General features: G+C 68.3%; 17 protein-coding genes. All 17 read left to right on the top strand.

Annotation, left to right across the window (positions count from 1 at the left end):
* Positions 1–277 precede the first annotated feature (277 nt).
* Positions 278–2,950 carry a pyruvate dehydrogenase (acetyl-transferring), homodimeric type gene (gene aceE / locus ACSQ89_RS17330; protein WP_436292776.1) on the top strand — a complete coding sequence of 891 codons (2,673 nt, stop codon included), beginning with the start codon at positions 278–280 and terminating at the stop codon, positions 2,948–2,950.
* A gap of 13 nt (positions 2,951–2,963) precedes the next feature.
* Entirely contained in the window at positions 2,964–4,559 is a 1,596-nt protein-coding gene (gene aceF / locus ACSQ89_RS17325; RefSeq protein WP_436292777.1) for a dihydrolipoyllysine-residue acetyltransferase, read from the top strand.
* 13 nt (positions 4,560–4,572) lie between these two features.
* On the top strand, positions 4,573–6,324 hold the full coding sequence (lpdA, locus tag ACSQ89_RS17320) for a dihydrolipoyl dehydrogenase (protein WP_436292778.1): 1,752 nt from the start codon (positions 4,573–4,575) through the stop codon (positions 6,322–6,324).
* A gap of 11 nt (positions 6,325–6,335) precedes the next feature.
* Positions 6,336–7,130, top strand: a complete 795-nt coding sequence (locus ACSQ89_RS17315) for an alpha/beta fold hydrolase (RefSeq protein ID WP_436292779.1) — start codon at positions 6,336–6,338, stop codon at positions 7,128–7,130.
* 42 nt (positions 7,131–7,172) lie between these two features.
* Positions 7,173–9,455, top strand: coding sequence for an NADP-dependent malic enzyme (locus tag ACSQ89_RS17310; RefSeq protein ID WP_436292780.1), 2,283 nt, complete (start codon positions 7,173–7,175; stop codon positions 9,453–9,455).
* Positions 9,456–9,465: 10 nt separating this feature from the next.
* Positions 9,466–10,410: a lipoyl synthase gene (gene lipA, locus ACSQ89_RS17305; RefSeq protein ID WP_436292848.1), complete on the top strand. Its 945-nt coding sequence runs from the start codon at positions 9,466–9,468 to the stop codon at positions 10,408–10,410.
* Positions 10,411–10,428: 18 nt separating this feature from the next.
* On the top strand, positions 10,429–11,772 hold the full coding sequence (locus ACSQ89_RS17300) for a dicarboxylate/amino acid:cation symporter (RefSeq protein WP_436292781.1): 1,344 nt from the start codon (positions 10,429–10,431) through the stop codon (positions 11,770–11,772).
* A gap of 32 nt (positions 11,773–11,804) precedes the next feature.
* Positions 11,805–13,139, top strand: coding sequence for an NAD(P)/FAD-dependent oxidoreductase (locus ACSQ89_RS17295; RefSeq protein WP_436296303.1), 1,335 nt, complete (start codon positions 11,805–11,807; stop codon positions 13,137–13,139).
* 12 nt (positions 13,140–13,151) lie between these two features.
* Positions 13,152–14,621 carry a PHA/PHB synthase family protein gene (locus tag ACSQ89_RS17290; RefSeq protein WP_436292783.1) on the top strand — a complete coding sequence of 490 codons (1,470 nt, stop codon included), beginning with the start codon at positions 13,152–13,154 and terminating at the stop codon, positions 14,619–14,621.
* A gap of 48 nt (positions 14,622–14,669) precedes the next feature.
* Positions 14,670–15,854 carry an acetyl-CoA C-acetyltransferase gene (locus ACSQ89_RS17285; protein WP_436296302.1) on the top strand — a complete coding sequence of 395 codons (1,185 nt, stop codon included), beginning with the start codon at positions 14,670–14,672 and terminating at the stop codon, positions 15,852–15,854.
* A gap of 40 nt (positions 15,855–15,894) precedes the next feature.
* Positions 15,895–16,647 carry an acetoacetyl-CoA reductase gene (phbB, locus tag ACSQ89_RS17280; protein ID WP_436292785.1) on the top strand — a complete coding sequence of 251 codons (753 nt, stop codon included), beginning with the start codon at positions 15,895–15,897 and terminating at the stop codon, positions 16,645–16,647.
* A gap of 10 nt (positions 16,648–16,657) precedes the next feature.
* On the top strand, positions 16,658–17,311 hold the full coding sequence (locus ACSQ89_RS17275; protein ID WP_436292786.1) for a DUF6781 family protein: 654 nt from the start codon (positions 16,658–16,660) through the stop codon (positions 17,309–17,311).
* Between the two features lie 46 nt (positions 17,312–17,357).
* The gene (locus ACSQ89_RS17270) at positions 17,358–18,776 is read left to right on the top strand and encodes a cytochrome ubiquinol oxidase subunit I (RefSeq protein WP_436292787.1); all 1,419 of its coding nucleotides are present in this window, start codon (positions 17,358–17,360) and stop codon (positions 18,774–18,776) included.
* Positions 18,773–19,768, top strand: a complete 996-nt coding sequence (locus tag ACSQ89_RS17265) for a cytochrome d ubiquinol oxidase subunit II (RefSeq protein WP_093107978.1) — start codon at positions 18,773–18,775, stop codon at positions 19,766–19,768. Before ACSQ89_RS17270 ends, ACSQ89_RS17265 begins: the two co-directional genes overlap by 4 nt.
* 91 nt (positions 19,769–19,859) lie before the next feature.
* Positions 19,860–21,683 (top strand): sensor histidine kinase, encoded by a 1,824-nt coding sequence (locus ACSQ89_RS17260; RefSeq protein WP_436292788.1) that lies wholly within the window; start codon positions 19,860–19,862, stop codon positions 21,681–21,683.
* A gap of 7 nt (positions 21,684–21,690) precedes the next feature.
* A complete protein-coding gene (locus ACSQ89_RS17255) occupies positions 21,691–23,055 on the top strand; it encodes a sigma-54-dependent transcriptional regulator (RefSeq protein ID WP_436292789.1) in 1,365 nt (454 codons plus the stop codon).
* Between the two features lie 45 nt (positions 23,056–23,100).
* Positions 23,101–23,943: an ATP adenylyltransferase family protein gene (locus ACSQ89_RS17250; protein ID WP_436292790.1), complete on the top strand. Its 843-nt coding sequence runs from the start codon at positions 23,101–23,103 to the stop codon at positions 23,941–23,943.
* The last annotated feature ends 37 nt before the right edge of the window (positions 23,944–23,980 follow it).

Raw genomic sequence — 23,980 nt, 5'->3', positions numbered from 1 at the left:
GCTGACCGCGGCGTGATGGAGCACGGCGGTCTCCGTCTCGCACGCCTGAGTGACCCCAGGGTTTGCCCGGATCACCGGTCCGGCGATTCGGACGGCCTCTTCGCTCCGCATCCGGATCATCGGCGGAGCACTCGCCCCATCCTCAGCTCATCCCTCATGAAATCAACGACTTAGCGTGCTTTGCGCGCCGCGCGCCGCGTGGCACATCGATTGCTCTGTAGCAAGGCCGACCGCGTCGCCCGATGCGGATCCTGGCCATGACACAGGAGACAAACCGATGAGCACCATGGGTGATCTTGACCCCACGGAAACTGGCGAGTGGATCGACGCGCTTGGCGCGGTTCAACAACACCGCGGCAGCGAGCGCGCGAATTTTCTGTTGAATCGCCTCGTCGACGAGGGCCGCCGCGACGGCGTGTACGTGCCCCGTTCGCTGAACACGGCCTACAGGAACACGATCCCGCCCGAGAAGGAGGAAAAGTCTCCCGGCAACCGCGAGATCGAACACCGCCTGCGCTCCATCATCCGCTGGAACGCGATGGCGATCATCCTGCGCGCCAACAAGGACTCGTCCGAACTCGGCGGCCACATCGCGAGCTTCCAGTCGGCGGCCACGCTCTACGACATTGGCTTCGGCCATTTCTGGCATGCCGCCACCGACACGCATGGCGGCGACCTGCTCTTCATCCAGGGCCACAGCTCGCCCGGCATCTACGCGCGCGCTTTCCTCGAAGGCCGCCTGAGCGAGCAGCAGCTGCTCAACTACCGCCAGGAGGCCGATGGTGGCGGCATCCCGTCGTACCCGCACCCCTGGCTCATGCCCGACTTCTGGCAGTTCCCCACCGTCTCGATGGGACTCGGCCCGCTGATGGCGATCTACCAGGCGCGCTTCCTCAAGTACCTGCACGGCCGCGGCCTCGCCGACACCGCGCCGCGCAAGGTCTGGGCCTTCATGGGCGACGGCGAGATGGACGAGCCCGAATCGCTCGGCGCCATCTCGCTCGCGGGCCGCGAGAGCCTGGACAACCTCGTGTTCGTCATCAACTGCAACCTGCAGCGCCTCGACGGGCCGGTGCGCGGCAACGGCAAGATCGTGCAGGAGCTCGAGAGCGTGTTCCGCGGCGCCGGCTGGAACGTCATCAAGGTGCTCTGGGGCAGCGGCTGGGACGCGCTGCTCGCCAAGGACAAGAGCGGCAAGCTGCTGCAGCGCATGGAAGAGTGCGTCGACGGCGAGTACCAGGACTTCAAGAGCAAGAGCGGCGCCTACGTGCGGGAGCATTTCTTCGGCAAGTACGACGAGACGAAGGCCCTGGTCGCCGACATGAGCGACGAGCAGATCTGGGCGCTGACCCGCGGCGGCCACGACCCGGAGAAGGTGTTCGCCGCCTATGCCGCCGCCGTCAAGCACAAGGGCCAGCCCACGCTGATCCTGCCCAAGACGGTGAAGGGATACGGCATGGGCGAATCGGGCGAGGGCCAGATGATCGCGCACCAGGCCAAGAAGATGACGCAGGACGCGCTGCGCGGCTTCCGCGACCGCTTCCAGATCCCGGTGTCCGATGAAGAGCTGCCCAACGTGCCCTTCATCCAGCTCGCCGAAGACAGCCCCGAGATGAAGTACCTGCGCGAGCGCCGCGCCGCGCTCGGCGGCTACCTGCCGCAGCGCCGCCGCAAGTCGACCGCGCTCGAGATTCCGCCACTGGCCACCTTCGAGCGCCTGCTCAAGGACACCGGCGAGCGAGAGATCTCCACCACCATGGCCTTCGTGCAGATGCTCGGCACGCTGGTGCGGGACAAGGCCATCGGCAAGCACGTGGTGCCCATCGTGCCCGACGAGTCGCGCACCTTCGGCATGGAGGGCATGTTCCGCCAGCTCGGCATCTGGTCCTCGCTCGGCCAGCTCTACAAGCCGCAGGACGCCGACCAGCTCATGTACTACCGCGAGTCGAAGGACGGGCAGGTGCTGCAGGAAGGCATCAACGAGGGCGGCGCGATGTCCAGCTGGATCGTCGCGGCCACCTCGTACAGCACGAACAACGTGCCGATGATTCCGTTCTACATCTACTACTCGATGTTCGGCCTGCAGCGCGTGGGCGACCTGGCCTGGCTGGCCGGCGACATGCGTGCGCGCGGCTTCCTGCTCGGCGGCACCGCGGGGCGCACCACGCTCAACGGCGAGGGCCTGCAGCACGAGGACGGCCACAGCCACATCCTGGCCGGCACGATCCCGAACTGCGTCTCCTACGACCCGACCTTTGCCTACGAGGTGGTGGCCATCGTGCGCGACGGCATGCGGCGGATGTACGCCGAGCAGGAGGACGTGTACTACTACATCACCCTCATGAACGAGAACTACCCGCACCCCGGCATGCCCGAGGGCAGCGAGGCGGGCATTCTCAAGGGCCTCTACCAGTTGAGCGAGGGCGGCAAGACGCCGAAGAAAGGCCACCGCGTGCAGCTGATGGGCAGCGGCACCATCCTGCGCGAGGTGATGTTCGCGGCCGAGCTGCTCAAGAGCGACTTCGGCATCGCGGCCGACGTGTGGAGCGCCACCAGCTACAACGAGCTGCGCCGCGACGGCATGGCCGCCGAACGCTGGAGTCGCCTGCATCCCACCCAGCCCGCGCGCCGGAGCCATGTCGAGCAATGCCTCGACGGCCACGACGGCCCCGTCATCGCGGCCACCGACTACATGCGCAACTACGCCGACCAGGTGCGCGAGTACGTGCAGGCCGCGGGCCGGCGCTACACCGTGCTGGGCACCGACGGCTTCGGCCGCAGCGACTACCGCCGCAAGCTGCGCCGCTTCTTCGAGGTCGACCGCTGGCACGTGGTGGTGGCCGCGCTCAAGGCGCTGGCCGACGACGGCGTGATCAAGCACACCGTGGTGGCCGAGGCCATCGAGAAATACGGGCTCCAAGCCGAGCGCGCCGCCCCCTGGACCGTCTGAGGCAAGGCAGAACATGAGCAACGCAATCGACATCAAGGTTCCCGACATCGGTGACTTCAGCGACGTGCCCGTCATCGAGATCTTCGTGAAGCCCGGTGACACGGTGAAGGCCGAGGACCCGCTGGTCTCGCTCGAATCCGACAAGGCCACGATGGATGTGCCCGCCCCGCGCGGCGGCGTGGTCGAGTCCATTGCCGTGAAGCTGGGCGACAAGGTCAGCGAGGGCAGCGTCATCATGACGTTCAAGGCCGAGGGCGGCGTGGCTGCGCCCGCTCCCGCCGAAGCCGCCAAGCCCAGCGTCAGTGCGGCGCCGTCGGCCACCAGCGCGCCTGCCGGCGTGGCCGAGGTGCGCGTGCCGGACATCGGCGACTTCAAGGACGTGCCCGTCATCGAGATCTTCGTGAAGGTCGGCGACACGGTGAAGGCCGAGGACCCGCTCGTCTCGCTCGAATCCGACAAGGCCACGATGGACGTGCCCGCGCCGCTCTCGGGCGTGGTGACGGCCATCGGCATCAAGATCGGCGACAAGGTCAGCGAGGGCTCGGTGATCCTGTCGCTCGCGACCGGCGATGCGCCTGCGGCGAGCGCCGCTGCACCGGCGCCGGCAGCATCTGCCGCGCCCGCACCGGCGCAGGCCGCTGCAGCCGCCGGCGGCGCCATCGACGAAGCTGCCTTCGCGCTCGCCTACGCCGGCCCCGCCGTGCGCAAGCTCGCGCGCGAACTCGGTGTCGATCTCGGAAAGCTCAAGGGCACCGGCGAGCACGGCCGTATCGTGCGCGCCGACGTCGAGGCCTTCGCGACGGGTGGCGGTGCAACTGCCGCGCCGGCCGCTGGCAAGGCCGCTGCAGCCCCTGCGGGCGGTGGCGTCGGCGGCATCGACCTGCTGCCCTGGCCCAAGGTCGACTTCGCCAAGTTCGGACCGACCGAGCGCAAGGAACTGTCACGCATCAAGAAGATCAGCGCAGCGAACCTGCACCGCAACTGGGTCGTCATTCCTCACGTGACGACGCACGACGAGGCCGACATCACCGAGCTCGAACCCTTCCGCGTGCAGATGAACAAGGAGCTGGAAAAGTCGGGCGTGAAGATCAGCATGCTGCCCTTCATGATGAAAGCGGCCGTGGCGGCGCTGAAGAAGTTCCCGGAGTTCAACGCCAGCCTCGACGGCGATGCGCTGGTGCTCAAGAACTACTGGCACATCGGCTTCGCGGCCGACACGCCCAACGGCCTCATGGTGCCGGTGATCCGCGATGCCGACAGGAAGACCGTGCCCGAGATCGCGAAAGAGATGGGCGAGCTCGCCAAGCTCGCGCGCGACGGCAAGCTCAAGCCCGATCAGATGTCGGGCGGCACCTTCACCATCAGCTCGCTCGGCGGCATCGGCGGCATCTACTTCACGCCGATCATCAACGCGCCCGAGGTCGCCATCATGGGCGTGTGCAAGAGCTACTGGAAGCAGCACTCTTCCGACGGCAAGACTTACACCTCGCGCCTCACGCTGCCGCTTTCGCTGTCGTGGGACCACCGCGTGATCGACGGCGCCGCCGCCGCGCGCTTCAACGTCTATTTCGCCAACGTGCTCGCCGACCTGCGGCGCGTGCTGTTCTGAAGGAAGCTCCCAAATGGCACACATGGTGGAAGTCAAGGTCCCCGACATCGGCGAATTCAAGGATGTCGCGGTCATCGAGCTGCTGGTCAAGCCCGGTGAGGTCATCGCGGTCGATACCGGCCTGATCATGGTGGAGTCCGACAAGGCCTCGATGGAGATTCCGTCGAGCCATGCGGGTACGGTGAAGGAACTGAAGGTCGCGCTCGGCGACAAGGTGAGCGAAGGCTCGGTGATCCTGGTGGTGGAGGCATCGGCGGCCGCGCCTGCAGCGGCGCCGGCCGCCGCTGTCGCCGCGGCGGCTCCCGTTGCCGCCGCACCCGCGCCCACGGCCGGCAGCTACGCCGGCAAGGCCGACATCGAGTGCGAGGTGCTCGTGCTCGGCGCCGGCCCGGGTGGCTACTCGGCCGCCTTCCGCAGCGCCGACCTCGGCATGAAGACCGTGCTCGTGGAGCGCTACGCCACGCTCGGCGGCGTGTGCCTCAATGTTGGCTGCATTCCGTCGAAGGCACTGCTGCATACCGCAAGCGTGATGGACGAAGTCAAGTTGCTGGGCCACCACGGCATCAAGTACACCGCGCCCGAGGTCGACATCGACGCGCTGCGCGGCTTCAAGGACGGTGTCGTCAAGAAGCTCACCGGCGGCCTGGCCGGCATGGCGAAGGCGCGCAAGGTCGAGGTCGTCACCGGTGTCGGCAGCTTCCTCGATCCGCACCATGTCGAGGTGGTGGGCGAGGGCGGCGCGAAGAAGGTGGTGAAGTTCGCCAAGGCCATCATTGCCGCGGGCTCGCAGGCCGTGGAGCTGCCTTTCATGCCCGAGGACGAACGCGTCGTCGACTCCACCGGCGCGCTGCTGCTCAAGAGCATTCCGAAGCGCATGCTGGTGGTCGGCGGCGGCATCATCGGGCTGGAGATGGCCACGGTGTACTCGACGCTGGGCACGCGCGTCGACGTGGTCGAAATGCTCGACGGCCTGATGCAGGGCGCCGACCGCGACCTCGTCAAGGTGTGGGAGAAGTTCAACGCGCCGCGCTTCGACCACGTCATGCTCAAGACGAAGACCGTCGGCGCCAAGGCCACCAAGGCTGGCATCGAGGTGAGCTTCGAAGGCGAGAAGGCGCCGAAGGAGGCCCAGGTCTACGACCTCGTGCTCGTGGCCGTGGGCCGCAGCCCCAACGGCAGGAAGATCGGCGCCGACAAGGCCGGCGTGGCCGTCACCGAGCGCGGCTTCATCGACGTCGACAAACAGATGCGTACCAACGTGCCGCACATCTTCGCCATCGGCGACATCGTCGGCCAGCCCATGCTCGCGCACAAGGCCGTGCACGAGGCCCACGTGGCGGCCGAGGCGGCGCACGGCGAAGCGGCGTTCTTCGATGCGCGGCAGATCCCCTCGGTGGCCTTTACCGACCCCGAGGTGGCCTGGGCCGGCAAGACCGAGGAGCAGTGCACGGCCGAGGGCCTGAAGGTCGGCAAGGCCGTGTTCCCCTGGGCGGCGTCGGGCCGCGCCATCGCCAACGGGCGCGACGAAGGCTTCACCAAGCTGCTGTTCGACGAGGCCACGCACCGCATCGTCGGCGGCGGCATCGTCGGCACGCATGCGGGCGACCTGATCAGCGAGCTGTGCCTGGCCATCGAGATGGGCTGCGAGCCCGGCGACATCGGCAAGACCATCCATCCGCATCCGACACTGGGCGAATCGATTGGCATGGCGGCCGAGCTGTTCGAGGGCGTCTGCACCGATCTGCCGCCGGTGAAGAAGAAGTAGGACGCGCTGCCATGCCAGTTCAACTTGCCTTCGAGGCACTCGGATCGGGGCCTCCCATGGTGATCCTGCACGGCCTGTTCGGCGCCGGCCGCAACTGGACGCAGATCGCCCAGTCGCTGGCCGCCGGCTACCGCGTCTACCTGCCGGATGCCCGCAACCACGGTGCTTCGCCGTGGGCCGAGACCATGTCGTACGCCGACATGGCGCTCGACGTGCTGGCTCTCATCGAAAGAGAGCAGCTGGAGCGGCCGTTCGTCGTCGGCCACAGCATGGGCGGCAAGACCGCCATGGCCCTGGCGCTCGGCCACCCAAAGACCATTGGCGGCGTCGCGGTGATCGACATCGCGCCCGAGTGCTATGCCGACCAGTTCGCCTCGCATGTGTCCGCCATGCGAGGCCTGGACACCGCTGCCGCGGCAAGCCGCCGGCGGATCAGCCAGGCGCTGCTGGACGGTCTGGGCGGCACCGCACCTGTGGACTTCATGATGCAGAACCTGCGGCGCCAGACCGAGCGTTTCGACTGGCGGCTCAATCTGATGGCGACGGCCTTGTGCATGCCGGACCTTTGCGGGTTCCCGGAACAGTTGCTGCGCGAACGCTACGACGGGCCGGCCCTGTTCTTCGCGGCGGCGGAGTCCGACTACGTGCGACCCGATTCGCTTCCACGCATCCAGGCGATGTTCCCCTGCGCGCAGCTGGAGCACATCCCCGAGGCCGGCCACTGGGTGCACGCGGATCAACCGGAAGCGCTGTTGTGCGGCCTGCACGGCTGGCTGGGCGACGCCTGCGCGCTCGCCTCGCGCTGATCAAGACACCCTCGGTACAGACAGACACACGGAGACAAAACCATGTCCGACAACCTGCGCGAAGCTGCCCTCGACTACCACCGCTTTCCGACGCCCGGCAAGATCTCGGTGAACCCGACCAAGCCGATGGCCACGCAGCGCGATCTCGCGCTCGCCTATTCGCCCGGCGTGGCCGACGCCTGCATGGAAATCGCGCGCGATCCGGCCGAGGCCATGAATCTCACCTCGCGCGCGAACCTGGTGGCGGTCATCACCAACGGCACGGCGGTGCTGGGACTCGGCAACATCGGCGCGCTGGCCGGCAAGCCGGTGATGGAAGGCAAGGCCTGCCTCTTCAAGAAGTTCGCCGGCATCGACGTCTTCGACATCGAGCTCGACGAGACCGACCCCGACGCGCTCATCGACACCATCGCGCGCATGGAGCCCACCTTCGGCGGCATCAACCTCGAAGACATCAAGGCGCCCGAGTGCTTCTACATCGAGAGGAAGCTGCGCGAGCGCATGAAGATCCCGGTTTTCCACGACGACCAGCACGGCACCGCCATCGTCGCGGCCGCCGCCATCCTCAACGCGCTGCGGCACGTGAACAAGGACATCCGCGAGGTGAAGCTGGTGGCCTCGGGCGCCGGCGCGGCGGCGCTGGCCTGCCTCGACCTGATCGTGAGCCTCGGCCTGCCGCTGCACAACATCTACGTGTCCGACAGCGCGGGCGTGGTCTACACCGGCCGCAAGGAGCAGATGGACCCGAACAAGGCCCGCTATGCGCAGGACACCTCGGCGCGCAAGCTGGCCGACGTGATCGGCGGTGCCGACATCTTCCTCGGCCTGTCGGCCGGCGGCGTGCTCAAGCCGGAGATGGTGAAGGAGATGGCGCGCGATCCGATCATCCTCGCGATGGCCAACCCGACGCCGGAGATCCTGCCGGAAGACGCGCTGGCCGTGCGCCCCGACGCCATCCTCGGCACCGGCCGGTCGGACTATCCGAACCAGGTCAACAACGTGCTGTGTTTCCCGTTCATCTTCCGCGGTGCGCTCGACGTGGGCGCGACCACCATCAACGAGGAGATGAAGCTTGCCGCCGTGCGCGCCATCGCGGAGCTCGCGCATGCCGAGATTCCCGAGGTGGTGGCGCAGGCCTACGGCGCGCTCGGCCTGCGCTTCGGCCGCGACTACCTGATCCCCAAGCCCTTCGACCCGCGCCTGATCGAGGCGGTCGCGCCCGCGGTGGCGCAGGCCGCGGTCGACAGCGGCGTGGCGACGCGGCCCATCGCCGACATGAAGGCCTACCGCCAGCGCCTGTCGCAGTTCGTCTACCAGTCGGGCAGCAGCATGCAGCCGCTGTTCGCAGCCGCCAAGCAGTCACCCAAGCGCGTGGTCTACGCCGAGGGCGAGGACGAGCGCGTGCTGCGCGCCGCGCAGGTGGTGGTGGACGAAGGCCTGGCGCGGCCGCTGCTGCTGGGCCGCCCCGAGGTGATCGCGGAGCGCATCGCGCAGTACGGCCTGCGCCTTGCGCTGGGCACCGACTGCGAGGCCGTCGACCTGCTCGACCCCGCCGTGCACGGCGACGCCGCCGAGGCCTACTACCAGCTCAAGCGCCGCGACGGCGTCTCGCGCCTGGTGGCGCAGACCGAGATGCGCAGCCGCGGCACGCTGCTCGCGGCGATGCTGGTGCGCCAGGGCCGGGCCGACGCCATGTTGTGCGGCACGCTGGGCGGCTACGGCGATCACCTGCGCCATGTGCGCGACGTGATCGGCCTGCGCCCAGGCACCAAGACCATGGCCGCCATGCAGATGCTGATGCTGCCGGGACGCCAGCTCTTCATCTGCGACACGCACGTCAACCGCGACCCCCATGCGGCGCAGATCGCCGAGATCACGCTGCTCGCGGCCGAAGAGGTGCGCCGCTTCGGCGTGACGCCGAGCGTGGCGCTGCTGTCGCACTCGAACTTCGGCGGCTCGGATGCGGCCTCGGCCGTGAAGATGCGCGAGGCGCTCGCGCTCATCAAGGCGAGCGATCCGCAGCTCGCGGTGGAAGGCGAGATGCGCGGCGACGCGGCGCTGTCCAAGTCGATCCTCGACCACGAGTTCCCGGACTCGGCGCTGGACACCGAAGCCAACGTGCTCATCATGCCCAACGTCGACGCGGCCAACATCTCCTACAACCTGCTGCGCATGGCGGCCGGCAGCGGCATCACGGTGGGAGGCATCCTGCTGGGCGCCGCGCGCTCGGTGCACATCCTCACGCCGTCGTCCACCGTGCGCCGCATCGTCAACATGACGGCGCTGGCGGTGGTCGATGCCAACTCGCACCGCGGCGCGTCCTGACGGCACGGCCATGAACGACATCGTGCTCCATGGCCCGCAGCGCGGCGCCGCCAAGACGCGCCGGATACCGATCCGCGTGGCCGAGGCAGGCCCGGCCCTGCCCAAGCCCGACTGGATCCGCGTGCGCGTCTCGCAGAGCGAGAGCTTCCGCGAGGTGAAGCGCACGCTGCGCGAGGCCAGCCTGCACACCGTGTGCGAAGAGGCCTCGTGCCCGAACATCGGCGAATGCTTCGGCAAGGGCACCGCCACCTTCATGGTGCTGGGCGACCTCTGCACGCGTCGCTGCCCTTTCTGCGACGTGGCCCACGGCCGTCCGCAGCCGCCCGACCCGAAGGAGGCGCAGCACCTGGCCGACACGGTCGCTCGGCTGCGCCTGAAGTACGTGGTGATCACCAGCGTCGACCGCGACGACCTGCGCGACGGCGGTGCGGCGCATTTCGCCGCCTGCATCCGCGCGGTGCGCAGGCAGTCGCCCGGCACGCAGATCGAGGTGCTCACGCCCGACTTCCGCGGCCGCGCCGAGGTTGCGCTCGACATCCTCGCGGCCGACCCGCCGGACGTGATGAACCACAACCTCGAGACCGTGCCGCGCCTGTACCGCCAGGCGCGACCCGGCGCCGACTACATGCACTCGCTTCGGCTGCTCCAGTCGTTCCGCGCGCGCTGCCCCGGCGTGCCCACCAAGTCGGGCCTGATGCTGGGCCTGGGCGAGACCGACGACGAAGTGCTGGAGGTGATGCGCGACCTGCGCCGCCATGGCGTCGACATGCTCACCGTCGGCCAGTACCTGCAGCCGCGCCCCGGCAACCTGCCGGTTGCGCGCTACGTCGCTCCGGCGCAATTCGAAACCCTTGCGCAGCAGGCGCACGCCATGGGCTTTGCCCATGCCGCCTGCGGACCGCTCGTGCGGTCGAGCTACCACGCCGACCGGCAGGCGCATGCCGCCGGCGTCTGAATTTTCTAGGAGACATTCGTGGACCACCAACCCGTATCCAAGCCCTTCTACAAGTCCCTGTACTTCCAGGTCATCACTGCGATCGTCATCGGCGTGCTGTTGGGCCATTTCTATCCACAGACCGGCGCGGCAATGAAGCCGCTGGGCGACGGCTTCATCAAGCTCATCAAGATGATCATCGCGCCGATCATCTTCTGCACGGTGGTGGTCGGCATCGCCGGCATGGAGGACATGAAGAAGGTCGGCAAGACCGGCGGCCTGGCGCTGCTGTACTTCGAGATCGTCAGCACCATTGCGCTGGTGGTGGGGCTGGTCATCATCAACATCGTGCGGCCCGGCGCTGGCATGAACATCGACGTGAGCCAACTCGACACCAAGGCGATCGCCGCCTACACAGCGCCTGGACAGATGCAGGGCACGGTCGACTTCCTGCTGCATGTGATCCCGAGCACGGTGGTCGACGCGTTCGCCAAGGGCGAGATTCTCCAGGTGCTGCTGTTCGCCGTGATGTTCGGCTTCGCGCTGCACAAGTTCGGCGGTCGCGGTACGCTGGTGTTCGACTTCATCGAGAAGTTCTCCCACGTCCTGTTCGTCATCGTCGGCTACATCATGAAGGTGGCGCCGATCGGCGCTTTCGGCGCGATGGCATTCACGATCGGCAAGTACGGCGTCGGCTCGCTGCTGCAGCTCGGCCAGCTGATGGCGACCTTCTACGCCACGTGCCTGCTGTTCATCTTCGTCATTCTCGGCGGCATCGCGCGGGCGCACGGCTTCAGCATCTGGAAGTTCATCAAGTACATCAAGGAAGAGCTGCTGATCGTGCTGGGCACCTCCTCCAGCGAATCGGTGCTGCCGCGCATGATGGCCAAGCTCGAGAACCTGGGCGCCAAGAAGTCGGTGGTCGGCCTGGTCATCCCGACCGGCTACTCGTTCAACCTCGACGGCACCTCGATCTACCTGACGATGGCGGCCGTGTTCATCGCGCAGGCCACCAACACCGACATGACGGTGACGCAACAGATCACGCTGCTGCTGGTGCTGCTGCTGACGTCCAAGGGCGCGGCCGGCGTGACCGGCAGCGGCTTCATCGTGCTGGCCGCCACGCTGTCGGCAGTGGGGCACGTGCCGGTGGCGGGCCTGGCGCTGATCCTGGGCATCGACCGATTCATGTCGGAAGCCCGCGCGCTGACCAACCTGATCGGCAACGGCGTCGCCACGGTGGTGGTCGCCAAGTGGACCAACGACCTGGACGCCGCCCGCATGAAGCGCATCCTGGACAACGAGACGCCGGCCGAGGCCGACGCGCCCGAGGCAGTGCTGGATCAGGTCGAAACCCACATGCCCGTGGCCCAGCCGCGCTGAAGCGAGCACATGCCTGTACGGAGCAGCCAACCATGAACAGCCCCGTGCAGAGGCACCGAGTCGTCATCGTGGGCGGCGGTGCCGGCGGTCTGGAGCTGGCCACGCGTCTCGGCGATACGTTGGGCAAGCGCGGCATGGCGGACATCACGCTGATCGACATGCACCGCACCCACGTGTGGAAGCCCAAGCTGCACGAGATCGCCGCGGGCAGCATGGACCTGAGCGCACACGAGGTCGACTACCTTGCGCAGGCGCACTGGCATCGTTTCCGCTTCCGGCTCGGCGAGCTCACCGGCATCGACCGCGAGCGGCGCGAGGTGCATGTCGCACCCTACCTGGACGACGAGGGCCGGCTGGTCACGCCGGCGCGCGCCTTCGGCTACGACACGCTGGTGGTCGCCATCGGCAGCCTCAGCAACGACTTCGGCACGCCCGGCGTGCGCGAGCATGCGCTGCGGCTCGAGTCGAAGGCGGACGCCCAGCGCTTTCACCAGCGCATGGTCAACGCCTGCATCCGCGCGCACGCGCAGACCGCGCCGCTGCGGCCCGAGCAGCTGCACGTGGCGATCATCGGTGCGGGCGCCACCGGCGTGGAGCTGGCGGCCGAGCTGCATCGCACCACGCGCGAGGTCGTGGCCTACGGGCTCGACCGCGTGGATGCCGAGAAGGACATCCAGGTCAGCGTGATCGAGGCCGCCGACCGCGTCCTGCCCGCGCTGCCGCCGCGCATGTCGGCCGCCACCGAGGCGCTCCTGCGCAAGCTGGGCGTGGACGTGCACACCTCGGCCAGGGTGGCCGAGGTGCTGCCCGAGGGCGTGCGCCTGGCCGACGGCCGCACGCTGCCGGCCGAGCTGGTGGTGTGGGCCGCGGGCGTGAAGGCGGCCGACTTGATGAAGGACATCGCGGGGCTGGAGACCAACCGCAGCAACCAGCTCGCGGTGCTGCCGACCCTGCAGACCACGCGCGATGGCGACATCTTCGCCATCGGCGACTGCGCGGCCTGCGAGTGGCCCGAGGCCAACGGCGGCAAGGGCGGCCTGGTGCCGCCGCGCGCGCAGGCGGCGCACCAGCAGGCCTCGCACGTCGCGGCGCAGATCCGCCGGCGCCTGGGCGGAAAGGCGCTCAAGCCCTACCGCTACCGCGACTTCGGCTCGCTCGTGTCACTCGGCGAGTTCAGCACTGTGGGCAACATGATGGGCGGCCTGATCGGCGGCAGCCTGATGATCGAAGGCGCCTTCGCACGGCTGATGTACGTGTCGCTCTACAAGATGCACGAGCTGGCGCTGCACGGCGTCGTCAAGGTCTCGCTCGACACGCTCGCCCGCCTCATCACGCGGCGCACCGAACCCCACGTCAAGCTGCATTGAGCAGTCACGGCCATGACCCAACCCTCACCCGATCTCGATGCGACCTCGTGGGTGCAAGCCTGGCAGCAGGGCCTGTTGCAGGGGCACACGCAGTTCGGCGCATTGATGCGCCGTGCGCTGGAGGCGGCGCCGTTCGACGCGCGCGGCAAGGCACAGATGGACTTCGCGCTGCGGCAGGTCGTCGATGCCATGAACCCGGCCAACAGCCTCGCCACCAACCCCGAGGCGATGCAGGCCGCGCTCGACTCCGGCGGTGCGAGCCTGCTCGAAGGTGCGCGTCTCTTCCTGGCGGACGTGGCGAAGGGCCGCATCTCGATGTCGGACGACGAGGCCTTCGAGGTCGGCCGCAACGTCGCGACCAGCCCCGGCAGCGTGGTGTTCGAGAACGAGTTGATGCAGCTCGTGCAGTACACGCCGTCCACGGCGAAGGTCCACAAGCGCCCGCTGGTCATCGTGCCGCCTTGCATCAACAAGTTCTACATCCTCGACCTGCAGCCGGGTAACTCGCTGGTTGCCTATGCGGTCGAACAGGGCCACACCGTCTTCCTGGTGTCGTGGCGCAATGTCTCGGCCGAGCAGGGCCATCTGGGCTGGGACGACTACGTCGAGCAAGGCGTGCTGCGGGCGCTCGATGTCGCGCGGAGCATCGCCCGTGCCGACAAGGTCAACACGCTGGGCTTCTGCATCGGCGGCACGCTGCTGGGCAGCGCGCTCGCCGTAGCCGCCGCGCGCGGTGAAACGCCGGCCGCCAGCGTCACGCTGCTGACCGCGATGCTCGATTTCTCGGACACCGGAGAACTGGGCCTGATGGTGGATGAGGCCATGGTGGCCGCGCGCGAAGCCACCATCGGCCGCGGCGGCCTGCTCAAGGGCCGTGAGCTCGCGACCGTGTTCGCCGCGCTGCGCGCCAACGACCTGATCTGGCCCTACGTGGTCAACGGCTACCTCAAAGGCAAGGCGCCGCCGGCTTTCGACCTGCTGTACTGGAACGGCGACGACACCAACCTGCCGGGGCCGATGTACTGCTGGTACCTGCGCAACACCTACCTGGAGAACAGGCTGCGCGTACCCGGCGGCACGGTGCAGTGCGGCGTGCCGGTGGATCTATCGCGCGTCGATGCGCCGGCCTTCGTCTACGCCTCGCGCGACGACCACATCGTGCCGTGGAAGACCGCCTATGCCGGCACGCAACTGCTCGGCGGCGACACGCGTTTCGTGCTCGGCGCCAGCGGCCACATCGCGGGCGTGATCAACCCGCCCGCGAAGAAGAAGCGCAACCACTGGGTCGGCGATCTCGCGTCCGACGCCGGCGCCTGGCTCGATGGCGCGCAGAGCATCGACGGCAGCTGGTGGCCCGGGTGGAGCGACTGGCTCGCCGCGCATGCCGGCGCGAAGGTCGCCGCCCGCCGCGCGTTGGGCAGCGCGGATTTTCCCGTGATCGAGCCCGCTCCCGGGCGCTATGTCAAAGCCAAGGCGGCCTGAAGCCGGGCCGTCGTCATTCCCTTCGCATCAACCCCCAAGGAGACTCTCATGTCAGACGATATCGTGATCGTGGCCGCGCAACGCACGGCGGTCGGCAAGTTCGGCGGCTCGCTCGCCGGCACGGCCGCGCCCGAGCTGGGCGCGCACGTGGTGAAGGGCCTGCTCGCCAAGGCCGGCGTGCCGGGCGATGCGGTGTCCGAGGTGATCATGGGCCAGGTGCTCGCGGCCGGCTCGGGCCAGAACCCCGCGCGCCAGACCGTGATCAAGGCCGGCTTGGCCGTCGGCGTGCCGGGCCTCACCATCAACAAGGTCTGCGGCTCGGGCCTGAAGGCCGTGATGCTGGCGGCGCAGGCCGTGAAGTGCGGCGACGCCGAGATCGTGGTGGCCGGCGGCCAGGAGAACATGAGCGCTGCGCCGCACGTGCTGCCCAATTCGCGCAACGGCCAGCGCATGGGCGACTGGAAGCTGGTCGACACCATGATCGTGGACGGCCTGTGGGACGTCTACAACCAGTACCACATGGGCACCACGGCCGAGAACGTGGCGAAGAAGTACGGCATCACGCGCGAGATGCAGGACGCGCTGGCGTTGGCCTCGCAGCAGAAGGCCGCGGCCGCGCAGGACGCGGGGCGCTTCGACGACGAGATCCTGCCCTTCAGCATTGCGCAGAAGAAGGGGGACCCCGTCGTCTTTGCGGCCGACGAGTTCGTGAACCGCAAGACCAATGCCGATGCGCTCGCCGGCCTGCGCCCGGCCTTCGACAAGACCGGCTCGGTGACGGCCGGCAATGCCTCGGGCCTGAACGATGGCGCGGCCGCGGTGCTGGTGATGTCGGCCTCGCGCGCCGCCGCACTCGGCCTGCAGCCGCTCGCGGTGATCCGCGCCTACGCGAGCGCAGGGCTGGACCCGTCGCTCATGGGCATGGGCCCGGTGCCCGCTTCGCAGCTGGCGCTGAAGAAGGCCGGCTGGAAGGCGCAGGACCTCGACCTGATGGAGATCAACGAAGCCTTCGCGGCGCAGGCCTGCGCGGTCAACCGCGAGATGGACTGGGACACCAGCCGCATCAACGTCAACGGCGGCGCCATCGCCATCGGCCACCCCATCGGCGCCTCGGGCTGCCGCGTGCTGGTGACGCTGCTGCACGAGATGCGCCGCCGCGGCGCCAACAAGGGCCTGGCCTCGCTGTGCATCGGCGGCGGCATGGGCGTGGCGCTGGCCGTCGAGCGCGCCTGACCGATTTTCTTAGTCACACAACGTACCAAGGAGAAAGCAGATGAGCGAGAAGCAGCAACAAGTGGTCCTGGTCACCGGCGGCATGGGTGGCCTGGGCGAGACGATCTCCACCAAGATGGTCGATGCAGGCTACAAGCTCGCGGTGACCTATTCGCCGGGCAACAAGTCGCACGCCGAGTGGGTGGCGCAGATGGCGCAGCGCGGCTATGAGATTCTGGCCGTGCCCTGCGACGTGGCGGACTTCGACTCGTGCGCGCGCGCCGTGTCGGAGGTGCAGGCGGGGCTGGGCCCGGTCGACGTGCTGGTCAACAACGCCGGCATCACGCGCGACATGACCTTCAAGAAGATGGACCGCATCAACTGGGACGCGGTACTGCGCACCAACCTCGACAGCCTGTTCAACATGAGCAAGCAGGTGGCCGACGGCATGGTGGACCGCGGCTGGGGCCGCATCATCAACGTGTCCTCGGTGAATGGCTCGAAGGGCGCGTTCGGCCAGACCAACTACTCGGCCGCCAAGGCCGGGGTGCATGGCTTCACCAAGGCGCTGGCGCTCGAGGTGGCGAAGAAGGGCGTCACCGTGAACACCATCTCGCCGGGCTACATCGGCACCAAGATGGTCACGGCCATTCCGAAGGAAGTGCTCGACAGCAAGATCCTGCCGCACATCCCCGTGGGCCGTCTCGGCAAGCCCGAGGAGGTGGCGGGCCTGATCATCTACCTCGCCTCGGAAGAGGCGGCGTTCGTGACCGGCGCCAACATCGCCATCAATGGCGGCCAGCACATGCAATGAGCAAACGACCATGATCCTCAAAAACGGCATCGATCAGGTCGCACTGATCAAGAAGTTCTCCGAGGCCTCCGCCAAGCAGGGCGAGACCGTCCGCAAGGCGGTGCACGAGGCCACGCTCAAGGCGCTGCAGGGCCGCGAGCTCACGCTGGCGAACATCCGGCAGGTGTTGGGGACGGTCACCAGGACGGCCTCGGCCGGCGCGGCCGGCAGCAAGCTGCCCGCGCCCGATGTGGAAGGCCTGCTCGGCAAGGTCTTTGCCGGCATGGACGGCGCGCTGGAGCAGGCCGTGCTGGCCAACCAGCGCGCGCTGCAACAGCTGGTCGACCAGGGCGTGAGCCTGCGCGAGACGCAGCTCAAGAAGGCGCTCGCCGACATCGAGAAGATGGAGGAGACGCTGTTCGCCAGCGTGCGCAAGGCGGCGCCGGCCGACGGTCCGTGGAGCGGCGTCTTCCAGGCGATGCAGGGCAAGGGCACCGGCACCGGCGCGCGCGCCACGGCGGCGCTCGAGCAGCTCATGGAAGACACGCAGAAGAGCCTGCGCGACGGCCGCGCGATGGGCCTGCGCGCCTCGCAGGCGCTGATCGACAGCTACTCGGCGCTGGTGAGCGGCGTGCTCATCGGCATGTCGGAAGCCTTGAAGCAGGGCGGGGCGGCGAAGCGATGACCCAGGCCGGCGGCGGCCGCGCCGCCGCCGGCCCGAAAGGAACCTGATGGACGCCCTGATCCTCGCCCGCATGCAGTTCGCGGCCAACATCACCTTCCACATCCTGTTCCCCACGATCAGCATCGCACTGGGCTGGCTGCTGCTGTTCTTGCGCTGGCGCTGGCTGCGCACGCGCGGCGGCGGCAATGCACCGCTGGCGCAGGGCTGGCTCGACGCCTACCGCTTCTGGACCAAGGTGTTCGCGCTGACCTTCGCGCTCGGCGTGGTCAGCGGCATCACCATGAGCTTCCAGTTCGGCACCAACTGGCCGGGCTTCATGGAGCGCGTCGGCAACGTGGCGGGGCCGCTGCTGGGCTACGAGGTGCTCACCGCGTTCTTCCTGGAGGCGGGTTTTCTCGGCGTGATGCTGTTCGGCCACGGCAAGGTCGGCGAGCGCGTGCACCTGCTGTCGACCTTCATGGTGGCCTTCGGCACCACGCTGTCGGCCTTCTGGATTCTTGCTCTCAACTCGTGGATGCAGACGCCCGCGGGCCACGAGGTCGTGAACGGCGAATTCCATGTCGCGAGCTGGCCGGCGGTGGTGTTCAACCCGTCGTTTCCGTACCGCTTCGTGCACATGCTGCTGGCCTCCGCGCTGACCTGCGCGTTCCTGCTGATCGGCCTGTCGGCCTGGCAGGTGCTGCGCGGCGTGGGACAGCGCAGCGCGGCGCGCGTGATGCGGGTAGGGCTCACGCTGGCGGCGGTGCTGATTCCGGTGCAGATCGTCGTGGGCGACATGCACGGCCTCAACACGCTCAAGCACCAGCCCGCCAAGATTGCTGCCATGGAAGGCGTGTGGGAGACCGGGCGCGGCGTGCCGCTGCTGCTGTTCGCGATTCCCGACGCCGAGGCGCGCAGGAACCGCTTCGAGATCGCGGTGCCCAATGGCGCGAGCCTGATCCTCACGCACGAGGCCGACGGCGAGATCCGCGGCCTGAACGACTTTGCCGGCGCGCATCCGCCGCCGCTGCCGATGTTCTTCGCCTTCCGCATCATGGTCGGCATGGGCGTGCTGATGCTCGCGACCAGCTGGCTCGGCTGGTGGCTGTACCGCCGCGCACGCTGGCAACCGGCGCTGCTGCCGCGCGCGCTGCTGTGGCTGTTCGCGGGGATGACCTTCTCGGGCTGGATAGCCACGGTGGCGGGCTGGTACGTCACCGAGATCGGCCGCCAGCCCTACATCGTCTACGGGCTGGTGCGCACGGCCGACGTGGTGTCGAAGGTGCCGCCCGCGATGATCGGGCTCACGCTCGCGCTCTACATCGCGCTGTACCTCGCGCTCATCGTGGCGTACGTCGCGGTGCTCAAGTACATGGCCGAGAAGCCCGACGAGGTGCTGGTGATCGAGGCCGTCGAGCGGGCCGCGACGCCGCCGGGCGCGATCACCGCGATCACCGCGCCGATGGCCGAAGGAGGCCGCGCATGAGCTTCGACGCCGCGTTGCCGGTGATCTTCATGGTGCTGATGGGCGCCTCGATGCTGGTCTACGTGGTCAGCGACGGCTACGACCTTGGCGTGGGCATGCTCATGCACCGCGCGAGCGACGCCGAGAAGGACGTGATGGTCGCCTCCATCGGCCCGTTCTGGGACGCCAACGAGACCTGGCTGGTGCTGGGCGTGGGCATCCTGCTGGTTGCCTTCCCGAAGGCGCACGGCCTGGTGCTGGGCGAGCTTTACCTGCCGGTGGCGCTGATGCTCGTCGGCCTCACTTTGCGCGGCGTGGCCTTCGATTTCCGCGTGAAGGCGCGCGACAGCCACAAGCGCACCTGGGACCGGCTCTTCTTCGCGGGTTCCACCCTGGCCTCGGTGGCGCAGGGCTGGATGCTCGGGCGCTACATCAGCGGCTTCGGATCCGGCTGGAACTATCCCTTGTTCGCCGCCGCCATCGCCGTGGCGCTGCCGATGGCCTACGTGCTGATGGGCGCGGCCTGGCTCATCATGAAGACCGAGGGTGCGCTGCAGGAGCGCGCCGTGCAATGGGCACGCACCGCCTGGGCGCCGATGGTCGGCGGCATGCTGCTGATCTCGATGGCCACGCCCTGGATCAGCCCCGAGGTGCGCGAGCGCTGGTTCGCGCTGCCCGAGATCCTGGCGCTGGCCGCCATTCCGCTCATGACCGGCGCGGCGCTGCTCGCCGTGCGCGGCCTGCTGAACACGCGCATGGTGCGCGGGCCGGTGTGCTGGCTGCCTTTCGTGCTGCTGGTCATGGTGTTCGTGCTCGGCTTCCTGGGGCTGGCCTACAGCATCTATCCCTACGTGGTGATCGGCCAGCTCACGATCTGGCAGGCGGCTAGCAGCGCACCGGCGCTCAAGGTGATCCTGGTGGGCGTGTGCATCTCGGTGCCGGCCATCGTGGGCTACACCGTATTCTCCTACCGGGTCTTCCGCGGCAAGACCGGCGAACTGCGCTATGCCTGAGCAGACACTGGGCCTGAATGAAACCACCCGTGACACGCGCCACCGGGCAGCCACTGATGCGGCCCGCGCGGCCTTGTGCAATAACGGGTTCATGAATTCACGGGAGCCGGCCCGGCGCTTCGACTTGCCTTCCGACACTCAAAGACGCTGGCGCGGCCTGCCGCGCTGGTGCGGCGCGCTGGCGCTGGTGGCCCTGGCCGCCGTCGCCGGCCATCACCTCGCCATGCAGAACGGCCTGGCGCGGCTGCGCGAGGCGGCCGACCACCGGCTCGACATGCTCGCGACCGGGCTCGATGCCGACCTGGCCCGTTTCGAGTATCTGCCAGCGCTGCTGGAGATGACGCCCATCGTTCCGGCGCTGCTCGGCACGCCGTCGGACTCGAGGCTGCGCGACGCGGTCAACCGCTACCTCGACGGCGTCAACGCCACCGCGGGCGCGGAGATGCTCTATGTGCTCGACGCCGCCGGCACCTCGCTGGCGGCGTCCGACTGGGACCGGCCCGGCACCACCATCGGCCAGGACCTGTCGTTCCGGCCCTACGTGATCGATGCGCTGGGGCAGGGCAGGGGCCGCTTCTACGGCGTCGGCATCACCAGCCGCAAGCCCGGCTACTACCTCTCGTACGCCTTGCGCCACGACCAGCCCGCGCGTGGCGTGGTGGCCGTCAAGGTTAATCTCGAGGAGTCCGAGCGCGCCTGGCGCATGCTGCCAGGCAACGTGGCGCTGATCGACCAGCGCGGCGTGGTGATCCTCGCCACCCGCGAGGACCTGAAGTTCCGGCCGCTGTGGCCGCTCGACGCTTCGCAGCGCGCCGAGGTGCAGCGCTCGCGCCCCTACGGCGAGGCCGGCCTGCAGCCGCTGCAGTGGACGCAGAAAGAGGCGCTGGCGCGCAACGTGCAGGTCATCGCGCTCGACGGCGTGGACCAGCTCGCTTCGACGCGCGCGCTGCGCGGGGCGCCTTGGCAGCTGGTGGTGCTCGACGATCTGGCGCCGGTGCGCGTCGGTGCACGTTACGCGGCCATCACAGCGAGCCTGGCGATGGCGGTGCTGCTGCTGATCGCCGTCACGCTGTGGCAGCGCCGCCGCGCCGTGCGGCAGAAGCTGGCCAACCAGGCCGCGCTGCAGGCGGCGCACGACTCCCTCGAGTCGACCGTGGTCGCGCGCACCGCCCAGCTGCGCGCGGCTCAGGGCGAGCTGGTGCATGCCGGCAAGATGGCGGCGCTGGGCCAGATGTCGGCCGGCGTGGTGCACGAGCTGAATCAGCCGCTCACGGCGATGCGCACCCTCTCGGAAAGCGCCGCCATCCTGCTCGACAAGAGCCGCTTCGATGACGTGCGCGGCAACCTGCAGCGCATCCGCGGCATGGTCGATCGCCTGGCGCGCCTGACCTCGCAGCTCAAGACCTTCGCGCACAAGAGCGAGCTGCCGCTCGCGCCGGTGCCGATGGCGCAGGTCGCGGCCGACGCGCAGGTCATCGTCGCCGAAGCCTCGAAGAAGAACGGCATCGTCATCGAGGTCGATGTGCAGCCCGCCACCCTGAGCGTCATGGCCGAAGAGGCCGCGTTGGGTAGCGTGCTCGTCAACCTGATGCGCAACGCCATCGACGCCATGCAGGCATCGCCGCGGCGCACGCTGCGCCTGGAAGCGCGACCGCAGGACGGCCGCGTGATCCTGCGCGTGAGCGACACCGGGCCGGGCATTCCGCCCGACATCCTGCCGCGCCTGTTCGAGCCCTTCGTCACCAGCAAGCCGGCAGGCACCGGGCTGGGCCTGGGCCTCGTGATCTCGGCACAATTGGTGCGGGCCATGGACGGCACGCTGCGTGCCGCCAACCTGCCGGACGGCGGCGCCTGCTTCGTGGTCGACCTGCCGGCCGCCATCCGCACCATCCTTACCCCCACCCCACAGGAGTGATCAAAAAGTGAGTGAAGCCCCTGCCATCCGGGTGCTGTTGGTCGAGGACGACGAAGACGTCCGAATCAGCACGACCCAGGTGCTGACCCTGGCCGGTTTCGAGGTCGAATCCTTCGCGAGCGCCGAACGCGCGCGCGCGCAGATCGGTTTCGGCGTGCCTGCCATCGTGGTCTGCGACGTGCGCCTGCCGGGCCTGAGCGGCACCGAATGGCTGATCGAACTCCACAACGCCGACGCCGAGCTGCCCGTCATCCTGGTCACCGGCCACGGCCACATCGCGATGGCAGTGCAGGCCATGCGCGAGGGCGCCTACGACTTCATCGAGAAGCCTTTCAGCTCCGAGCGGCTGGTGGCCATCGTGCGCCACGCCATCGAGCGCCGGCAGCTCACGCTGCAGGTGCGCGCGCTGCGTGATGCGCTGGAGAACTGGCACGGCATCCAGGCAGTGCTGATCGGCCGCTCGGCGCAGATGCAGCAGGTGCGCCGCACCGTGATGACCTTGGCCGAGACCTCGGCTGATGTGCTGATCTACGGTGAAACCGGTACCGGCAAGGAGCTCGTCGCCCGCTGCCTGCACGAGCACAGCGAACGTCGGCGCCAGCATTTCGTGCCGCTCAACTGCGGCGGCCTGCCCGAGGCGCTGGCCGAGAGCGAGTTGTTCGGCCACGAGGCCGGCGCCTTCACCAGCGCCAACCGCGTGCGCGTGGGCAAGTTCGAATACGCCAACGGCGGCACGCTTTTTCTCGACGAGATCGAGAGCATGCCGATGGCGGTGCAGATCAAGCTGCTGCGTGCGTTGCAGGAGCGCTCCATCGAGCGCATCGGCTCCAACAAGGCCATTTCCTTCGACTGCCGCGTGGTGGCCGCGAGCAAGGACGACCTCAAGGATATGAGCGACCGGCAAAAGTTCAGGGCCGACCTGTACTACCGGCTCGGCGTTGCCTTCATCGAGCTGCCGCCGCTGCGCGAACGGCGCGAGGACATCCCTCTGCTGTTCGAGCATTTCACGCTGCTGGCGGCCGCGCGCTATGAGCGCGTCGCGCCGATCCTGAGCGGCGCGCAGGTGGCCGACCTGATGGCCTACGCCTGGCCCGGCAACGTGCGCGAGCTGCGTAACGTGGCCGACCGCTTCGTGCTTGGCCTGCTGGGCGAGCGCCTGACGCAGGCGCGCGGCAACGCCGAAGGCATGCCGGCCTTGCCGCGCGGACTGCCGCAGCAGGTCGAGTCCTTCGAGCGGGCGGTGATCGTCGAGGCGCTGCGCAAGCACCAGGGTGACCAGCCGGCCACCGCCAGCGCGCTGGCGATCGCGCGGCAGACGCTGCACGACAAGCTGCGCAAGCTCGGTATCACGGCGGAAGAATTCAAGTCTTAGTGCCTGGGCGTGCCTCGTTGCCCGGAACGGGTCGAGAATGACGGCATGTTTTCCCTGTCCGTCGTCCAGAACGCAAGGCAGCGCGCCCTGGCAGACGGTGCACTGCAGCCGATCGAGACTCAGACCATCCTCCTCGACAGCGATGGCGTTCGGTTCGTCGTGCGCACGGTGTCGAGCCTCGCGCGCAAGGACAAGGCGCGCCATGTCGCGGCGGCCACGGATCCACTCGGCGACTACGACCGTTCTCTGTTCGTAGGTGACCTCGCGCCTTCGCACTACATTCTGCTGAACAAGTTCCAACTGCTCGCCGGCCATGTGCTGCTCGTCACGCGCCGCTTCGAACGCCAGGAGCGCCTCCTTACCGTTGAGGATTTCGCGGCGCTCATCGCCTGCCTGAGCGAGGTCGATGGACTCGGCTTCTACAACGGGGGCGTCGAAGCCGGGGCCAGCCAGCGGCATAAGCACCTGCAGCTTGTGCCGCTCCCGCTTACACGCGAAAGCCCGGACCAAGTGCCGATGGAGCGGGTGCTCGGCAGCGGTTCACCGCTGCCGTTCAGGCATGCGTTCGCACGTCTGGCGCCGCAAGCGACGGCTCCCGAGTTGCATGTCCTCTATCGCGAGCTGCTTCATCGGTGCGGCATTTCCGCTGTCGCCGCCGAAGAGGGCGAAGTTCAGTCGGCACCTTACAACCTGCTGATTCGCCGAGGCTGGATGCTCGTCGTGCCGCGTTCGCGCGCATGCTTCGAATCGATCTCCGTGAACGGGCTCGGCTTCGCTGGCTCATTGTTCTTGCGTTCGCAAGAGGAACTGGACCGCGTCCACGCAGTGGGACCAATGCAGGTGCTGCGCGCGGTGGCGATGCCGCAGGACGTGCCTCATGACGTATGACCGATCTGGACAACGTAAGCCCACCTTGCCAAACTGC

This window comes from Variovorax sp. LjRoot175, from assembly GCF_964253805.1.
GTDB lineage: Bacteria > Pseudomonadota > Gammaproteobacteria > Burkholderiales > Burkholderiaceae_C > Variovorax.
This window is presented reverse-complemented; position numbering and strand designations above follow the sequence as displayed.

Bases quoted from the DNA above. Each gene is read 5' to 3' on its own strand.
- phbB (WP_436292785.1), top strand. From the start codon at position 15,895: ATGAGCGAGAAGCAGCAACAAGTGGTCCTGGTCACCGGCGGCATGGGT.
- aceE (WP_436292776.1), top strand. From the start codon at position 278: ATGAGCACCATGGGTGATCTTGACCCCACGGAAACTGGCGAGTGGATC.
- lipA (WP_436292848.1), top strand. From the start codon at position 9,466: ATGAACGACATCGTGCTCCATGGCCCGCAGCGCGGCGCCGCCAAGACG.
- ACSQ89_RS17290 (WP_436292783.1), top strand. From the start codon at position 13,152: ATGACCCAACCCTCACCCGATCTCGATGCGACCTCGTGGGTGCAAGCC.
- ACSQ89_RS17315 (WP_436292779.1), top strand. From the start codon at position 6,336: ATGCCAGTTCAACTTGCCTTCGAGGCACTCGGATCGGGGCCTCCCATG.
- ACSQ89_RS17270 (WP_436292787.1), top strand. From the start codon at position 17,358: ATGGACGCCCTGATCCTCGCCCGCATGCAGTTCGCGGCCAACATCACC.
- ACSQ89_RS17265 (WP_093107978.1), top strand. From the start codon at position 18,773: ATGAGCTTCGACGCCGCGTTGCCGGTGATCTTCATGGTGCTGATGGGC.
- ACSQ89_RS17260 (WP_436292788.1), top strand. From the start codon at position 19,860: ATGAATTCACGGGAGCCGGCCCGGCGCTTCGACTTGCCTTCCGACACT.
- lpdA (WP_436292778.1), top strand. From the start codon at position 4,573: ATGGCACACATGGTGGAAGTCAAGGTCCCCGACATCGGCGAATTCAAG.
- ACSQ89_RS17275 (WP_436292786.1), top strand. From the start codon at position 16,658: ATGATCCTCAAAAACGGCATCGATCAGGTCGCACTGATCAAGAAGTTC.
- ACSQ89_RS17285 (WP_436296302.1), top strand. From the start codon at position 14,670: ATGTCAGACGATATCGTGATCGTGGCCGCGCAACGCACGGCGGTCGGC.
- ACSQ89_RS17310 (WP_436292780.1), top strand. From the start codon at position 7,173: ATGTCCGACAACCTGCGCGAAGCTGCCCTCGACTACCACCGCTTTCCG.
- aceF (WP_436292777.1), top strand. From the start codon at position 2,964: ATGAGCAACGCAATCGACATCAAGGTTCCCGACATCGGTGACTTCAGC.
- ACSQ89_RS17295 (WP_436296303.1), top strand. From the start codon at position 11,805: ATGAACAGCCCCGTGCAGAGGCACCGAGTCGTCATCGTGGGCGGCGGT.
- ACSQ89_RS17250 (WP_436292790.1), top strand. From the start codon at position 23,101: ATGTTTTCCCTGTCCGTCGTCCAGAACGCAAGGCAGCGCGCCCTGGCA.